Source organism: Roseovarius sp. CAU 1744, from assembly GCF_039839345.1.
Classification (GTDB): domain Bacteria; phylum Pseudomonadota; class Alphaproteobacteria; order Rhodobacterales; family Rhodobacteraceae; genus Roseovarius.
This window is the reverse complement of the sequence record NZ_JBDOQV010000001.1, coordinates 624,966-641,369: the sequence shown is the minus strand read 5'-3', so window position 1 is coordinate 641,369 and position 16,404 is coordinate 624,966. Positions and strand designations below refer to the sequence as shown.

General features: G+C 61.1%; 8 protein-coding genes and 1 riboswitch. Of the genes, 2 read left to right on the top strand and 6 right to left on the bottom strand.

What is annotated here, in order from left to right:
- Positions 1 to 28 precede the first annotated feature (28 nt).
- Entirely contained in the window at positions 29 to 3,361 is a 3,333-nt protein-coding gene (locus AAFO92_RS03105) for an error-prone DNA polymerase (RefSeq protein ID WP_347533354.1), read from the top strand.
- A 114-nt stretch (positions 3,362 to 3,475) separates the two neighbouring features.
- Here AAFO92_RS03105 and rpoC read toward each other — a convergent pair whose 3' ends face one another.
- From rpoC to AAFO92_RS03080, 5 genes are all read right to left on the bottom strand, one after another.
- Entirely contained in the window at positions 3,476 to 7,720 is a 4,245-nt protein-coding gene (gene rpoC, locus AAFO92_RS03100; protein WP_347533185.1) for a DNA-directed RNA polymerase subunit beta', read from the bottom strand.
- A 54-nt stretch (positions 7,721 to 7,774) separates the two neighbouring features.
- Entirely contained in the window at positions 7,775 to 11,911 is a 4,137-nt protein-coding gene (gene rpoB / locus AAFO92_RS03095; RefSeq protein ID WP_347533184.1) for a DNA-directed RNA polymerase subunit beta, read from the bottom strand.
- A gap of 249 nt (positions 11,912 to 12,160) precedes the next feature.
- Entirely contained in the window at positions 12,161 to 12,544 is a 384-nt protein-coding gene (rplL, locus tag AAFO92_RS03090) for a 50S ribosomal protein L7/L12 (protein WP_347533183.1), read from the bottom strand.
- Positions 12,545 to 12,613: 69 nt separating this feature from the next.
- Positions 12,614 to 13,132, bottom strand: a complete 519-nt coding sequence (gene rplJ / locus AAFO92_RS03085) for a 50S ribosomal protein L10 (RefSeq protein WP_347533182.1) — start codon at positions 13,130 to 13,132, stop codon at positions 12,614 to 12,616.
- Positions 13,133 to 13,509: 377 nt separating this feature from the next.
- Positions 13,510 to 14,040, bottom strand: a complete 531-nt coding sequence (locus tag AAFO92_RS03080) for a gamma-glutamylcyclotransferase (protein ID WP_347533181.1) — start codon at positions 14,038 to 14,040, stop codon at positions 13,510 to 13,512.
- Between the two features lie 135 nt (positions 14,041 to 14,175).
- On the opposite strand from AAFO92_RS03080, the gene AAFO92_RS03075 reads away from it, so the two are divergent.
- The gene (locus tag AAFO92_RS03075; RefSeq protein WP_347533180.1) at positions 14,176 to 14,628 is read left to right on the top strand and encodes an Rrf2 family transcriptional regulator; all 453 of its coding nucleotides are present in this window, start codon (positions 14,176 to 14,178) and stop codon (positions 14,626 to 14,628) included.
- A gap of 22 nt (positions 14,629 to 14,650) precedes the next feature.
- Here the strand turns inward: AAFO92_RS03075 and AAFO92_RS03070 are convergent, their stop codons facing one another.
- On the bottom strand, positions 14,651 to 15,889 hold the full coding sequence (locus AAFO92_RS03070) for a DUF2254 domain-containing protein (RefSeq protein ID WP_347533179.1): 1,239 nt from the start codon (positions 15,887 to 15,889) through the stop codon (positions 14,651 to 14,653).
- Between the two features lie 279 nt (positions 15,890 to 16,168).
- Positions 16,169 to 16,256, top strand: a riboswitch (glycine riboswitch).
- The last annotated feature ends 148 nt before the right edge of the window (positions 16,257 to 16,404 follow it).

Genomic DNA, 16,404 nt, shown 5'->3' with positions numbered 1-16,404 from the left:
TCAGCCGGCCAGGAAAGACCGCCGGAACATGCCGGACACCCATGCGGGCGGCGCGGGCTATGCCGAGCTGTGCGTGACCACCAATTTCACCTTTCTGACCGGGGCCTCACATCCCGAAGAACTGGTCACGCGCGCCGCTGAACTGGGGCTCAGGGCCGTTGCCATCACCGACCGGAACTCTCTGGCCGGTGTGGTGCGGGCCTGGACCGCGCTGAAAGAGTTGAAGCGCGAGGCGGAAGAGGTTGTGCGCATCCGTTCCCATCACCGGGTCGATCCCTGTTCCCGGCAGGAGGTCGGCCATCCGCAACCGATGACCAAGCCCGATCCGGCCCATGTGCCCCGGCTGATCACCGGCTGCCGCCTGGTTCTGCACGACAGTTCGGTGGATTGGCTGGCGCTGCCGAGTGACCGCGCGGCCTATGCGCGGCTGACCCGCCTGCTGACATTGGGCAAGCGACGGGCGGAAAAGGGGGAATGCCGTTTGGGCCTCGGCGACATGCTCGGGGCGTGCCGGGGCATGATCCTGATCGCATTGCCGCAGGCGGGGCTGAAGCAGGCAATTCCCGATATTCAAAAGCTGCGGCGGCAATTCCCCAACCATGTCTTTCTGGGCGCTGCGCCACGTTATGATGGCAGTGATCAGGCGTATCTGGCGGCCTGTGCGCAGGCGGCCCAAAAGACCTCTGCGCCAATGGTTGCGGTAGGCGACGTGCTGATGCACCACGCACGCCGCCGCCAAGTGGCCGATGTGCTGACCTGTATGCGCGAGCATATCACCATTGACGAGATCGGCACCCGGGCGCTTCTCAATGCCGAGCGGCGGCTGAAAGGGGCCGCGGATATGGCACGGCTCTTTCGCGATCATCCCGGCGCCCTGCGCCGCACATTGGAAATCGCCGACCGGTGCAGCTTTGACCTGGGCGAGCTATCCTATGAATACCCCGATGAAATCGCCAGCCATGAGACCCCGCAAGCCCGGCTGGAACGGTTGACCCGCGAAGGGCTGGAACGGCGTTACCCTGACGGCCCGCCGGCGAAAGCGATCAAGCTCATGGAAAAGGAACTGGCGCTGGTCAAGGACCTGGGTTTCCCGGCCTATTTCCTGACCGTGCATGACATCGTGCAATTCGCCCGGTCGAAAGGGATACTCTGCCAGGGGCGCGGTTCGGCCGCCAATTCCATCTTATGCTATCTTCTGGGCATTACCGATGTCAGCCCGGACCAGATCACGATGGTCTTTGAAAGATTCGTCTCGAAATACCGGGGCGAACCGCCCGATATCGACGTGGATTTCGAGCACGAGCGGCGCGAGGAAGTGATCCAGTGGATTTATGAGAAATACGGCCGGCATCGTGCGGGCCTTTGTGCCACGGTCATTCATTTCCGCGCCCGCGCCGCGATCCGTGAGGTCGGAAAGGTAATGGGCCTGTCCCAGGATGTGACCGCCGGGCTGTCAGGCCAGATCTGGGGCATGTCGAATGGCGGTGTCGACCCTGAACGAATACGCGAATTGGGCCTTGATCCCGCGGATCGCCGCCTGATGCAAACCATCCGCCTTGTTGGTGAAATCATCGGCTTCCCGCGCCATCTGTCCCAGCATGTGGGCGGGTTCGTGATCACCAAGGGGCGGCTTGATGAGCTGTGCCCGATCGAGAACGCCGCGATGGAGGACCGAACGGTCATCGAATGGGACAAGGATGACATTGACGCGCTTGGCATCCTCAAGGTCGATGTGCTGGGATTGGGAATGCTGAGCTGCATCCGCAAGGCGTTTGACCTGATGCGGATACACAAGGATGAGACCCTGACCATTGCATCCGTCCCGCAGGAAGACAAAGCGACCTATGACATGCTCTGCGCCGCCGATGCGGTGGGCGTGTTTCAGGTGGAAAGCCGGGCGCAGATGAACTTCCTGCCCCGGATGCGGCCCCGCACCTTCTATGATCTGGTGATCGAGGTCGCCATCGTCCGCCCGGGCCCAATTCAAGGCGGCATGGTGCAACCCTATATCAAACGGCGGCAAGGGCTCGAAGACATCAGCTATCCCTCGGAGGAACTGCGGGAGGTCATGGAAAAGACCCTCGGTGTGCCGCTCTTTCAGGAGCAGGCGATGCAGATCGCGGTGGTGGCGGCAGGTTTCACACCCGAGGAAGCCGATCACCTGCGGCGGTCACTGGCCTCTTTTCGCCGGATGGGCACCATCGGCGCCTTCCGCGACAAGTTCATCACCGGAATGCTGGGGAACGGCTATGCCCCCGATTTCGCCGAACGCTGTTTTTCCCAGATCGAAGGCTTTGCCGATTACGGGTTCCCGGAAAGCCATGCGGCGGCTTTCGCGATGCTGGCCTATGTCTCGGCCTGGCTCAAGCGCCATCATCCGGCGGTCTTTGCCTGCGCGCTTCTGAACTCTCAGCCGATGGGGTTCTATGCCCCCGCCCAGATCGTGCGTGACGCGCGCGAGCATCAGGTCGAACTGCGTCCCATATGCGTCAACAACAGCGCCTGGGACAATACGCTGGAGCGCCGCCCCGACGGGACATTGGCGCTCAGGCTCGGGTTTCGCCAGATCAAGGGGTTCAAGGAAGGTGACGCGAACCGGATCGTTGACCACCGGGGGAATGGCTATCGCGATCTCGAAGGCCTCTGGTTGCGTGCCGAGCTGATCCCCGCCGTGCTGGAACGGCTGGCAGAGGCGGATGCGTTCGCGGATATGGGGATGACCCGCCGCGAAGCATTATGGCAGGTCAAGGCCATTCGCGGTCAGACCCCCCTGCCGCTTTTCAACGATCCGATTGACGGCGAAAACATCCGCGAGCCGAAAGTGGAACTGCCGGTCATGCACCTGGGCGAGGAAGTGGTCGAAGATTACGTGGCCACCCGCCTGACATTGCGCGCCCATCCGATGGAGTTGCTGCGTCCCTCCATCCCCGGCATCGTTACCCATGCCTCGCTGCACAAGGTTCCGCCGGGGCGCCATTCGGTTTGCGGCCTCGTCATTACGCGGCAACGTCCCGGCACCGCTTCGGGGGTGATCTTCCTGACGCTCGAAGATGAAACCGGGGTCAGCAATGTGGTGGTCTGGCCCAAGGTTTATGCGCGTTTCCGCCGTATCGTCATGGGTGGGCGGCTTTTGCGTGTGACCGGTCATCTGCAACGCGAAGGAATTGTCGTGCACCTAATCGCACAGGAAATCACGGATATGTCGCACAAGCTCTCGGAGCTCGGCCATCCGCTTGATGAGGCTATTGGCGTCACCCAGCCCAACGCCGATGACGTCCCGCGGGCGGACCGCCCCCAGCCCCGCGCCCGGCACCCGCGCGAACAGGCCAAACGGCTGTTCCCGAGCCGGGACTTTCATTAACCCTCCTCCGGGGCGAAACGCAGCAATTGCCCGCAGGGCCACGCCACAACCCATATTCCAAAGAAAAAACCCCGCCGTTTCCGGCGGGGTTTTGATTTCTCAGGGTTCGGCGCCTTATTCTTCGCGGCTTTCCGGTGTCTCGACCAGATTATCGAACTCGTCCGCTCCCACCAGGTCGTCCTCTGACGGTGCGGCCAGGGCGGCGGCGGCTTCGGCCTCCTCGCGGCGCGCTTCGATGACGACATTGTCGCGGGCTTGTGCGATCTGACGCATCTTCTGCGTGGCGCCCCCGGTCCCGGCCGGGATCAGGCGGCCGACGATGACGTTCTCCTTCAGACCCACCAGCTTGTCGCGCTTGCCCTGCACGCTGGCTTCGGTCAGCACGCGGGTGGTTTCCTGGAACGAGGCCGCCGAGATGAAGCTGCGGGTCTGCAGCGACGCCTTGGTGATGCCCAGCAGGATCGGTTCGCCCTGTGCCGGGCGGCCGTTCTTTTTCAGCGCCTTTTCGTTGGCGGCATCGAATTCCTGCTTGTCGACATGCTCACCCTTCAGAAGCGTGGTATCGCCACTGTCCAGGATCTCCCACTTCTGCAGCATCTGGCGCACGATAACCTCGATGTGCTTGTCGTTGATCTTCACGCCCTGCAGACGATAGACCTCCTGCACCTCGTCGATCATGTAATCCGCCAGCGCCTCGACACCCATGATGGAAAGGATGTCATGTGGCGCGGGATTGCCGTCCATGATGTAATCACCCTTCTGGACGTAGTCACCTTCCTGAACCGGAATGTGCTTGCCCTTGGGCACCATGTATTCGACAGCCTCCAGCGACTCGTCAGCGGGTTCGATGCTGATCCGGCGCTTGTTCTTGTAGTCGCGGCCGTACCGGACATACCCGTCGATCTCGGCGATGATGGCGTGATCCTTGGGACGACGCGCCTCGAAAAGTTCGGCCACACGCGGCAGACCACCGGTGATGTCCTTGGTTTTCGCACCTTCGCGCGGGATCCGCGCCACCACGTCACCGGCCTCGATTTCCTGACCGTCCTCGACCGACAGGATGGCATCCACCGACATCGGGTAGGTCACCGGGTTGCCGGCCTCGTTGCGCACCGGCTCGCCATCGGAACCAACCACCAGAATCTCCGGCTTCAGCTCGTTGCCCTTGGGGGCCGCGCGCCAGTCGGTCACGATCTTCTGGGTCATGCCGGTGGCATCGTCGGTCACGTCGCGCACGGCAACGCCGCTGACCAGGTCGACGAACTTGGCGGTACCGGATTTCTCGGCCAGGATCGGCAGGGTGTAGGGATCCCACTCGAACAGCTTGTCGCCGCGCGAGACCTTGTCGCCTTCCTTGACGAAGAGGCGCGTACCGTAACCGACCTTGTGGCTGGCCAGTTCGACACCCTTCTCACCCATGATCCGCAACTTCATGTTGCGACCCATGACAAGCGTGGCGCCGCTGGAGCTTTCCAGAATCTGCGCATTCTCGAACTCGATCTTGCCTTCCTGGCTGGCCTCGAGGAACGATTGCTGGCCACCCTGGGCAACGCCGCCGATGTGGAAGGTCCGCATCGTCAGCTGGGTGCCGGGTTCTCCGATCGACTGCGCCGCGATGATCCCCACCGCTTCGCCGTTATTGACCATCGTGCCGCGGGCCAGGTCACGGCCATAGCACATGGCGCAAACACCATCCTCGGCCTCGCAGGTCAGCGGTGAACGGATACGCGCCGTCTGAACCGACGCCTCTTCCACCGCGTCCGCCATGCGTTCGTCGATCAGCGCACCGGCGGCAACGACAACCTCGTCCGTCGCCGGGTTCAGGATATCCTCTGCCGCGACACGGCCCAGGATACGCTCGCCCAGCGTTGCCACGACCTCACCGTCATTGACGGCGGCCTCGGCGGTGATCGCACGGTCGGTACCGCAGTCATGCTCACGAATGATGCAATCTTGCGCCACGTCCACCAGACGCCGGGTCAGGTAGCCCGAGTTCGCGGTTTTCAGCGCCGTATCCGACAGACCTTTCCGCGCACCGTGGGTCGAATTGAAGTATTCAAGAACGGTCAGACCTTCCTTGAAGTTCGAGATGATCGGCGTTTCGATGATGTCGCCGTTGGGCTTGGCCATCAGGCCGCGCATCCCGCCCAGCTGTTTCATCTGCGTGACCGAGCCCCGGGCGCCGGAATGCGCCATCATGTAGACCGAGTTCGGCTCCATCTCGGCGCCGTTCTCGTCCCTGCGGGAGGCCGAGATCGTGCCCATCATCGCCTCGGTGACCTGATCGTTGCATTTCGACCAGGCGTCGACCACCTTGTTGTACTTCTCGCCTTGGGTGATCAGGCCGTCCATATATTGCTGTTCGAACCCTTTCACCTGGTCGCGGGTCTCTTCGACGATGCCCCACTTGCTGTCCGGGATCACCATGTCATCTTTACCGAACGAAATGCCCGCCTTGAACGCTTCGCGGAAGCCCATGCTCATGATCTGGTCGCAGAAAATGACCGATTCCTTCTGCCCGCAATAGCGGTAGACGGTGTCGATGACCTGCTGCACCTCTTTCTTGCGCAAGAGCTTGTTGACAAGGGCAAAGGGCGCCTTGGCGTTCTTCGGCAGAAGCGCACCCAGACGTACCCGCCCCGGGGTGGTTTCCACGCGGGTCATCACCTCGTTGCCTTCCTCGTCGATCTGGGGGATGCGCGCGGTGATCTTGGCGTGCAGATGCACTTCGCCGGCATCCAGCGCGTGCTGGACCTCTTCGATGGACGAAAACGCCATGCCCTCGCCCTTCATGCCTTCGCGTTCCAGCGAAACATAATAGAGGCCAAGGACCATGTCTTGCGAGGGCACGATGATCGGCGCACCGTTGGCAGGCGACAGAACGTTGTTCGTCGACATCATCAGAACGCGCGCTTCCAGCTGCGCCTCAAGGCTCAGCGGCACGTGCACGGCCATCTGGTCACCGTCAAAGTCGGCGTTGAAGGCCGAACAGACCAGCGGGTGAAGCTGAATGGCCTTGCCTTCAATCAGCACCGGTTCGAACGCCTGGATGCCCAGACGGTGCAGCGTCGGGGCCCGGTTCAGCATCACGGGGTGTTCGCGGATGACCTCATCCAGAATATCCCAGACCTCGGGACGCTCTTTTTCGACCAGTTTCTTGGCCTGCTTGACCGTTGAGGACATGCCCTTGGCTTCAAGCCGCGAGTAGATGAAGGGCTTGAACAGCTCCAGCGCCATTTTCTTGGGCAGGCCGCATTGATGCAGTTTCAGCTCCGGGCCGGTCACGATGACCGAGCGGCCCGAGAAATCGACGCGCTTACCCAGAAGGTTCTGGCGGAACCGACCCTGTTTGCCTTTCAGCATGTCGGAAAGCGATTTCAGCGGACGCTTGTTGGCACCGGTGATCACCCTGCCACGACGGCCGTTGTCAAAGAGGGCGTCAACGGATTCCTGCAGCATCCGCTTTTCGTTACGCACGATGATATCGGGCGCGCGCAGCTCGATGAGGCGTTTCAGGCGGTTGTTCCGATTGATCACCCGGCGGTAAAGATCGTTGAGGTCCGACGTGGCAAAACGGCCCCCGTCCAGCGGCACCAGCGGACGCAGTTCCGGCGGGATGACCGGAATGACGGTCATGACCATCCATTCCGGGCGGTTGCCGGATTCAAGGAAGCTCTCAACCACTTTCAGGCGCTTGATGATCTTCTTGGGCTTCAACTCGCCGGTGGCTTCGGCCAGATCGGCGCGCAGCTGTTCGGCCTCGGCTTCGAGGTCGATATTCTGCAGCATCTCGCGGATCGCCTCGGCCCCGATATTGGCGGTGAAGGCGTCCATGCCATAGGCGTCCTGCGCATCCATAAACTCTTCTTCGCTCAGCATCTGGCCATAGGTCAGATCGGTCAGGCCGGGTTCGATCACCACGTAGTTCTCGAAATAAAGCACCCGCTCCAGATCGCGCAGGGTCATGTCCAGCATCAGGCCGATGCGGCTCGGCAGCGATTTCAGAAACCAGATATGGGCGCAGGGCGCGGCCAGTTCGATATGGCCCATGCGTTCACGGCGGACCTTCTGCAGGGTGACTTCCACACCGCATTTCTCGCAGACAACGCCGCGATACTTCATCCGCTTGTATTTACCGCACAGGCATTCGTAATCCTTGATCGGGCCAAAGATCCGCGCACAGAAGAGGCCATCACGTTCGGGCTTGAACGTCCGGTAGTTGATGGTCTCGGGCTTTTTGATCTCCCCGTACGACCACGACAGGATGCGCTCCGGCGAGGCCAGCGACACCTTGATCTCGTCGAACACCTTGACCGGTGCGACGGGGTTGAACGGGTTGTTTGTCAGTTCCTGGTTCATTTTCAAATCCTTGAATTCGGGCGTTGGAAGGGTTGGCGGGGAAAGCCCCCGCCGTTATTCCGCTTCCTCCGCGTCCAGGAGTTCCATGTTCAGGCCGAGGCCACGGACCTCTTTGACCAGAACGTTGAACGATTCAGGCACACCGGCTTCGAAGTTGTCTTCACCCTTGACGATGCTTTCATAGACTTTCGTCCGTCCGGCAACGTCGTCCGACTTGACCGTCAGCATCTCCTGCAGGGTGTAGGCAGCGCCGTAAGCTTCCAGAGCCCAGACCTCCATCTCCCCGAAACGCTGACCACCGAACTGTGCCTTACCACCCAGCGGTTGCTGCGTAACGAGGCTGTAGGGGCCGGTCGAGCGGGCGTGAATCTTGTCATCCACCAGGTGGTGCAGTTTCAGCAGGTATTTGACACCCACGGTCACCGGACGGGCGAATTGCTCGCCGGTGCGACCGTCAAACAGGATCGACTGGCCGCTTTCGTCAAAGCCCGCGCGTTTCAGCGCATCGTTCACGTCGGCCTCTTTCGCCCCGTCGAAGACCGGCGTTGCAATCGGCACACCGCCCGTGACGTTACCGGCGGCTTCGATCAGCGTTTCTTCGTCCATACCGGCGATGCCTTCTTCATAGACATCGTCGCCATAGGCGATTTTCATCGCTTCACGCACCGGGGTCATGTCGCCCGAACGGCGGTATTCCTGCAGCGCCTCGTCTATCTTGACGCCAAGACCGCGCGCGGCCCAGCCCATATGGGTTTCGAGGATCTGACCGACATTCATCCGGCTGGGCACGCCCAGCGGGTTGAGGCAGAAGTCAACCGGCGTGCCATCGGCGAGGAATGGCATGTCCTCCATCGGCACCACCTTCGAGATCACACCCTTGTTGCCGTGACGTCCGGCCATCTTGTCACCCGGCTGCAGCTTGCGCTTCACCGCGATGAACACCTTGACCATCTTCATCACGCCCGGCGGCAGATCATCGCCGCGGCGGACCTTCTCGACCTTGTCCTCGAAACGGGCATCCAGGGTGCGCTTCTGCGCCTCGTACTGCTCGTTCAGGGCCTCGACGATCTGGGCATCCTTCTCATCCTTCAGCGCCAGTTGCCACCACTGGCCCTTGGTCAGCGTTTCCAGCAACTCTTCGGTGATCTCCGAGTTTGCCTTGACGCCTTTCGGACCTTTTACAGCCACCTTGCCCAGGATCAGCGAATGCAGACGGGCGTAGATGTTGCGATCCAGGATCGCCAGCTCGTCATCGCGGTCGCGCGCCAGGCGTTCGACCTCTTCACGTTCGATCTGAAGCGCACGCTCGTCTTTTTCAACGCCGTGACGGTTGAAGACACGGACCTCGACAACGGTACCGAAATCGCCCGGTTTGACGCGCAGCGAAGTATCGCGCACGTCCGAGGCCTTCTCACCGAAGATGGCGCGCAGCAGTTTTTCTTCCGGCGTCATCGGGCTTTCGCCCTTCGGGGTGATCTTGCCCACCAGGATATCGCCCGGTTCCACATCGGCACCGATATAGACGATGCCCGCCTCGTCGAGGTTGCGCAGCGCTTCCTCGCCGACATTGGGGATGTCGCGGGTGATCTCTTCCGGTCCCAGCTTGGTGTCGCGGGCGGCCACCTCGAATTCCTCGATGTGAACGCTGGTGAACACGTCATCGCGCGCCACACGTTCGGAAATCAGGATCGAGTCCTCGAAGTTATAGCCATTCCACGGCATGAAGGCCGTGACCACGTTCTTGCCCAGAGCCAGTTCGCCCAGATCGGTCGAGGGGCCATCGGCAATCACCTCGCCCTTCATCACCGTGTCACCCACCTTGACCAGCGGCTGCTGGTTGATGCAGGTGTTCTGGTTCGAGCGCTGGAACTTGCGCATGCGGTAGATGTCCACGCCCGCATCGCCCAGTTCCAGATCTTCGGTCGCGCGCACAACGATCCGGGTCGCGTCGACCTGGTCGATGATCCCGGCTCGTTTCGCCAGGATCGCCGCACCTGAATCGCGCGCCACGACGCCTTCGATCCCGGTGCCCACCAGGGGCGCCTCGGAACGCAGGGTCGGCACCGCCTGCCTTTGCATGTTCGAACCCATCAGGGCGCGGTTGGCGTCGTCGTTTTCCAGGAACGGAATGAGCGAGGCCGCGACCGACACCAGCTGTTTCGGGCTCACGTCGATCAGGTCCACATTCTCGCTTGGTGCAAGCATGTATTCGCCCGACTGGCGGGTATTGACCATCTCGTTGACGAAATTGCCCTTGTCATCCAGCGTCGCATTGGCCTGTGCCACGGTATGGCGCATTTCCTCGGTGGCCGACATGTACTGCACTTCGTCGGTCACATGGCCCTTTTCGACCTTGCGGTAGGGCGTTTCGATGAAGCCGTACTTGTTCACGCGGGCGAATGTGGCCAGCGAGTTGATAAGACCAATGTTCGGCCCTTCCGGCGTTTCGATCGGGCACATCCGGCCATAGTGGGTCGGGTGCACGTCGCGTACCTCGAACCCGGCACGCTCGCGGGTCAGACCGCCCGGCCCAAGCGCCGACAGGCGGCGTTTGTGGGTGACTTCGCTAAGCGGGTTGGTCTGGTCCATGAACTGGCTGAGCTGCGACGAGCCGAAGAACTCGCGCACGGCGGCAGCCGCCGGTTTCGCATTGATCAGGTCCTGCGGCATGACGGTGTCGATCTCGACCGACGACATGCGTTCCTTGATCGCACGCTCCATCCGCAGCAGTCCGACGCGGTACTGGTTTTCCATCAGCTCACCGACCGAGCGAACCCGGCGGTTACCCAGATGGTCGATGTCGTCGACATCGCCCTTGCCATCCCGAAGCTCAACCAGCGCCTTGACACAGGCCACGATATCCTCGCGGTCCAGCGTGCGCTGCGTGTCGGGTTTGTCGAGGTCCAGACGCATGTTCATCTTGACCCGGCCAACGGCCGACAGGTCATACCGCTCGCTGTCGAAGAACAGCGTGTCGAAAAGCGCCGATGCGGCTTCCTCGGTGGGCGGCTCGCCCGGGCGCATGACGCGGTAGATGTCCATGAGCGCGGTTTCGCGGTTCATGTTCTTGTCCGCGGCCATCGTGTTGCGCATGTAGGGGCCGACATTGACGTTGTCGATGTCCAGAACCGGAATATCGGTGATGCCCGCGTCCAGCAGATCCTGCAGCGTACCGCCGCTGATTTCGCCCTCTTTGTCGTATTCCAGCGTCAACTCGTCCCCGGCCTCGACATAGATCGCGCCGGTTTCCTCGTTGATGATGTCCTTGGCCACGAACTTGCCCACGATCTGCTCGAACGGGACCAGCAGTTCGGTCACCTTGCCCTCGTCGATCAGCTTCTTGACCGCGCGTGGTGTCACCTTCTTGCCGGCCTCGGCAATCACTTCGCCGGATTTGGCATCGACCAGATCATAGGTCGGACGGGTGCCGCGCACACGCTCGGGGAAGAACTTGGTGACCCAACCCTTTTTCTTCTTCAGCTTGTAATCGACCGTGTCGTAATAGGCATCCATGATGCCTTCCTGATCCAGGCCAAGCGCATAGAGCAGCGTTGTCACCGGCAGTTTGCGGCGGCGGTCGATACGCGCAAAGACGATATCCTTGGCGTCGAACTCGAAATCCAGCCAGGAGCCGCGATAGGGAATGATGCGGCAGGCAAACAGCAGCTTGCCCGAGCTGTGGGTCTTGCCCTTGTCATGGTCGAAGAACACGCCCGGGCTACGGTGCATCTGGGAAACGATCACCCGCTCGGTGCCGTTCACGACAAAGGTGCCGTTCGGGGTCATCAGGGGCATGTCACCCATGAACACGTCCTGTTCCTTGATGTCCTTCACCGATTTCGCACCGGTATCGTCATCGACATCGAACACGATCAGCCGCAGCGTCACCTTCAGCGGGGCGCTGTAGGTCATGTCGCGCTGCATGCACTCTTCGACATCGTATTTCGGTTTTTCCAGATCGTAGCTGACGAATTCCAGCACGCTGGTTTCATTGAAATCCTTGATCGGGAAAACCGACTGAAAGACACCTTTCAGGCCTTCACCATCCTGCGGTTCGGGCTGGTCGCCGGAATCCAGGAAAAGATCGTAAGAGGATTTCTGGACCTCGATGAGGTTCGGCATCTCCAGCACTTCACGGATTTTGCCGAAATATCTGCGTAGACGTTTTTGGCCAAGGTAGGTCTGAGCCATGGTTGGTGTAACCTTTCTTTTCTCACCGGTCGCGCCTGCAGTCGGGCCCCTGCAGCACGTCCTTCCGAGACGATGGGTTGCGATCAATTCCCGGCCCGTGTCCCACCACGGGCCTCCCGATCGCCAAACCGCATCCTAGAAAGGGCTCTGGGCGTTGCTGCCGGCAAAGCCCTTTCTAAGACAGGTTCGGCTGGGCCCGGAATTTGCCGGACCCAGCCAGAAATTGTACCCGGGTTGCCCCGGCCTGAATTACTTCAGTTCGACTTCGGCGCCAGCTGCTTCCAGCTTGCCCTTGATGTCTTCGGCTTCGGCCTTGTCGACGCCTTCCTTGACGGCTTTGCCGCCGGCTTCGACCAGGTCCTTGGCTTCTTTCAGGCCCAGGCCGGTGATCGAGCGGACCTCTTTGATGACGTTGATCTTCGACGCGCCGGCCGATTTCAGGATAACGTCAAATTCGGTTTGCTCTTCGCCGCCGCCGGCACCGCCAGCGTCGCCTGCCGGGCCCGCCATCATGACCGCGCCGCCAGCGGCGGGCTCGATGCCGTACTCGTCTTTCAGGATGGTTTTCAGTTCTTGTGCTTCGAGAAGCGTCAGACCAACGATCTCTTCTGCCAGTTTTTTCAGATCAGCCATTTGTGACTCTTTCCGTTTAGATGTGTTCCAACGTCGGGAAATCAACCCTACGCGAATGTTACAAGTTGCTTACGCGGCTTCGGCCTTTTCTTCGACCGTAGAAATGATGCTCGCGATGTTCGAAGCAGGTGCGCCAATGGCCCCCGCGATGTTCGAAGCAGGTGCCCCGATCATGCCGGCGATGGTCGCGATCAGTTCATCGCGCGACGGCAGTTTCGAGGTGGCTTCGACACCGGCACGGTCCAGAGCCGTCTCACCCATCGCCCCGCCAAGGATCTCGAATTTCTTGTTATCCTTGGCAAAGCCCTCGGCCACCTTGGCTGCTGCCACGGGGTCCTCGGAATAGGTCAGAACGGTCATGCCCGAAAGATAGTCGGCGATGCTTGCGCATGGCTTTCCGTCAAGGGCGATTTTGGCGAGCCTGTTCTTAGCGACGCGAACGGATGCCTCGGCCTCGCGGGCGCGGGCACGAAGATCCTGCATCTCGGCAACTGTAAGACCCGTGTAGTGGGCAACCACCACAACGCCAGAGCTTTCGAAGATCTGGCCGAGTTCCTCGACCACTTTCTCTTTCTGGGCTCTATCCACAGTTTCACTCCAGTATTGGAAGGCTTGCGCCCCCCGGCTCAGTTAAACCGGAACCGAGGTTCCGGCGTTACAAGTCCGATATACGGGGGCAACACCAAATCGCCCGAGGTCACCCATGGGCCAATTCATGTCTTTTCCCGTCTCAGGCAGGAGATTAAGCACCGGGATCAGGCCCGGCGCACCCGCCGTCTTGGACGAATCAACAGATCGCCACGCGAACGCAGCGACCTGTCGGGGGTGCCAATAGGCCTAATTCGCCCGAATGTGAAGGGGCAAATCGCGAAATTGACGAATTTTCCGGTATAATCCCGCCCTCAGCGCCGGATTGAAGCCTTGCACGCGGCCTGACCTGGCGGCCTTTACGCCATCCAGATCGATCACAGGACCATCGGCTTTACGCCCAGATCCACGAGATGGCCATCAACCAGGGCCGTTTCCTCCGGCGTAAGCAGGCAATGCCGCGGATAGCGCGGGGCGGCCCTGTCATCAAGGATCGGTGCGTCCCATCCATCGGTGGTGGCAAAAAATCGCGCCGCGCCTTCGGGACCGAACTCCGCCAGATAACCCTGCACCACCACGTCGATATAGCTCAAGAGCAACGCGTGGGTGTTCGTCGGCGCCTCATGCTCGCCATCGGGGATCGCGTAGACGGCGATGCGGGGCCGGTGGAGCAGGCTGTGCGTCACCTGATGGGCGGCGTCCACGCGGGCATAGGCACGTTCGCGATAATCCAGCGCACCCCAGTCCTCGTCGGGGACCGGCGCGATCAGCCCGTCGATCCGGCTGTCGGGGTCGGGCACCACCGTCAGATAGGCCACCTCGCGCCGCGTGGTATAGCGCCAGATCCGCCGCCACCCGTCCAGAACGGCCGGCTGAGCCCCGGCGAAGGCATGTGTCCTGCGGTTCACCAGGCTGCCATAGCCAAAGAAATATGAATGCGGCGTGTGCGTTATCTGTCTGTCTCTTGATCTTGATCAAGGGTTGCCCGCCTTTTTGCAGGCACGATGGGCCAAGATCAAGCACGGGGATGTATCGGGCCTGACATGCGGATAACCAAACGAACCAACATCGCGATGCGGGTGCTGATGTTCTGCGGCGTCAATCAGGACCGGCTGGTGACCAAGACCGAGATCGCCCGCCGCTGCAACACGTCCGAGAGCCATCTGGCCCAGGTCATCAACCAGCTGGCGCAGCTGGGCTACCTGGATACGCAGCGGGGCCGCAATGGCGGCATCAGACTGGGCCGCGACATGTCGCAGATCGTGATCGGCGACGTGTTCCGCGCGCTGGAAGCCGACATGCCCCTGGCCGAGTGTTTCGCGGATGTCGACAACACCTGCCCGCTGATCGACGCCTGCAGGTTGCGCCACGCGATCGCCGACGCGGCCGAGGCATTCTATGCGCGGCTGGACCGCGTATCCCTGGACGCGCTGATCTGCGATAACGCACCGCTGGCGCAACTTCTGGTGCCTGAAGGGTGTCGCCATCACCGCTAAGCGCCGGCCTGCGCGCCCCGCGTCAGGCCAACTCTCTCACGCGCTTCTTGTCGGATTCCGTGACCAGTCCGATTTCGGCATGTTCGCTGACCCGTGCCGCCATCTCCTTGGCGGCTTGTGCCATTTCCTTATCGGGGCTTACCGACAGCCGCTGAAGCGCGGTCAACAGGCGAGATGAAACTTCGATCGTCGCGGCCCCGTCACGGGCAATGCTGGCAAAGGCGCCTTGAACCAGAATTTCAGCCGAAAACGGCTTCATGAAGATGTTGGGGTAAGGCGGCGCGTCGTCATTCCGCGCTTCGTGCGCCCATTCCCAAAGCAGCTTTTGCTGACGGGCGATTACATCAATCGCCGTGCCGGGATCATTGATGCCGGGCGACAGGGCGCGCGAGGCGATCTCCGAAAACACCAACATGCCGAACCCTGCATCCTGCTCGAACGTACGCAGGTCGCCGATGACCACGTGACCGCGCAGGGCGTCGATCTCGTCATCGGTCACGCCGACACCATGCGCAATCGCCTGACCCTCCAGCACAAAGTCACCCGGTAAAATCGAGAAATAAAGCTGGCCGTTTTCTTGCGCCATGCCCTCGCCAAGGGCCGCCATGTCGATGAACTGCACATAGCCCGACCGCGCGGCAGTGATCGGCCGGGCATCCGTTGGCATGATCGTCTCTTTCGACAGCGGGCTGCCACCCAGCGCCGGAGAGCGCCGGGCGGACAGGATGCAGGGGCGAACCTCGGCTTCGGTCACCCTGAGTGAGGTGTCCAGGCTGCCCAGATCGCTGAGGTGGTCGATCCATCGCAGAATTGCGATGACGACGATCAACGTGATCGCAACGATGGTCACAAGCACGACAAAGGGTGTCCCCGGACCATGCAGCCCGGACTTGAACAGGATGATCGTGCTCAGCGAATATACGAAGGTCCCGATAAAGGCTGCCAGCACCCGCTGCGTCGTGGTGTCCTGCAGCAGAATGCGTCGTACACGCGGCGTCGCCTGCGACGCCGCCGCGTTGTGGGCCGTGACCATGACGTTGAGTGAAAACGTGCTGACGGCCAACATGCTTGAGGCGAGTATGGTCAGGATCGGCACGACGGAGTCGGGGGTAAATCGCGCGCTCAGCCCGACCGGGATAAAGTCGTCAAGCCGGACCGATAACGCCATTGTGAGAACTGCAAGGACCGCGAATAACGTTACCGATACCCAAAGCTGTCGGGTTATGCGCCGGATAAGCTTCAGACTGGTTTTAAAGTTCATGACAAGCACCTTCGGTCCGCGTTTTGGTGAAGTATATAGCGCCGCAGCCGGATTTCCGCCAATTTATTGAGAAAGTTGCGAAATCAGGCTGATATTTCCCAAGCAAGCGGAAAAGGGGGCAGCGCCGGCCATGCTGTGTCGCCCCAACCTTTCGGCGGTGCTTCGTGCAGCATTCGCCAACGCGCTTCACGATATTCGCAGCGCTTCCGCATGGGTCTGTATGGTCTTGCGACACAAGTTTTTTCTTGCCCCGACTCGCCTTGTATACTAAAGCACACCGCAATCTGATCGGGAGAACCGGCGCTTGCCGGTGCCGAAGGAGCAACCGCCCCGGAAACTCTCAGGCTCTCAGGACCGACCAGATTGATAAACTCTGGAGAGTGGTGCAAGCTTGCACTCGCCGAAGGGATAGCGATCTCAGGCGAAAGGACAGAGGGGGCATCGTAGCGGACCGCAAGGTCGGCCTGACTGATGCCGGACAGATCGACAGATTTTCTCGGCTGGTTTTTGGGAGG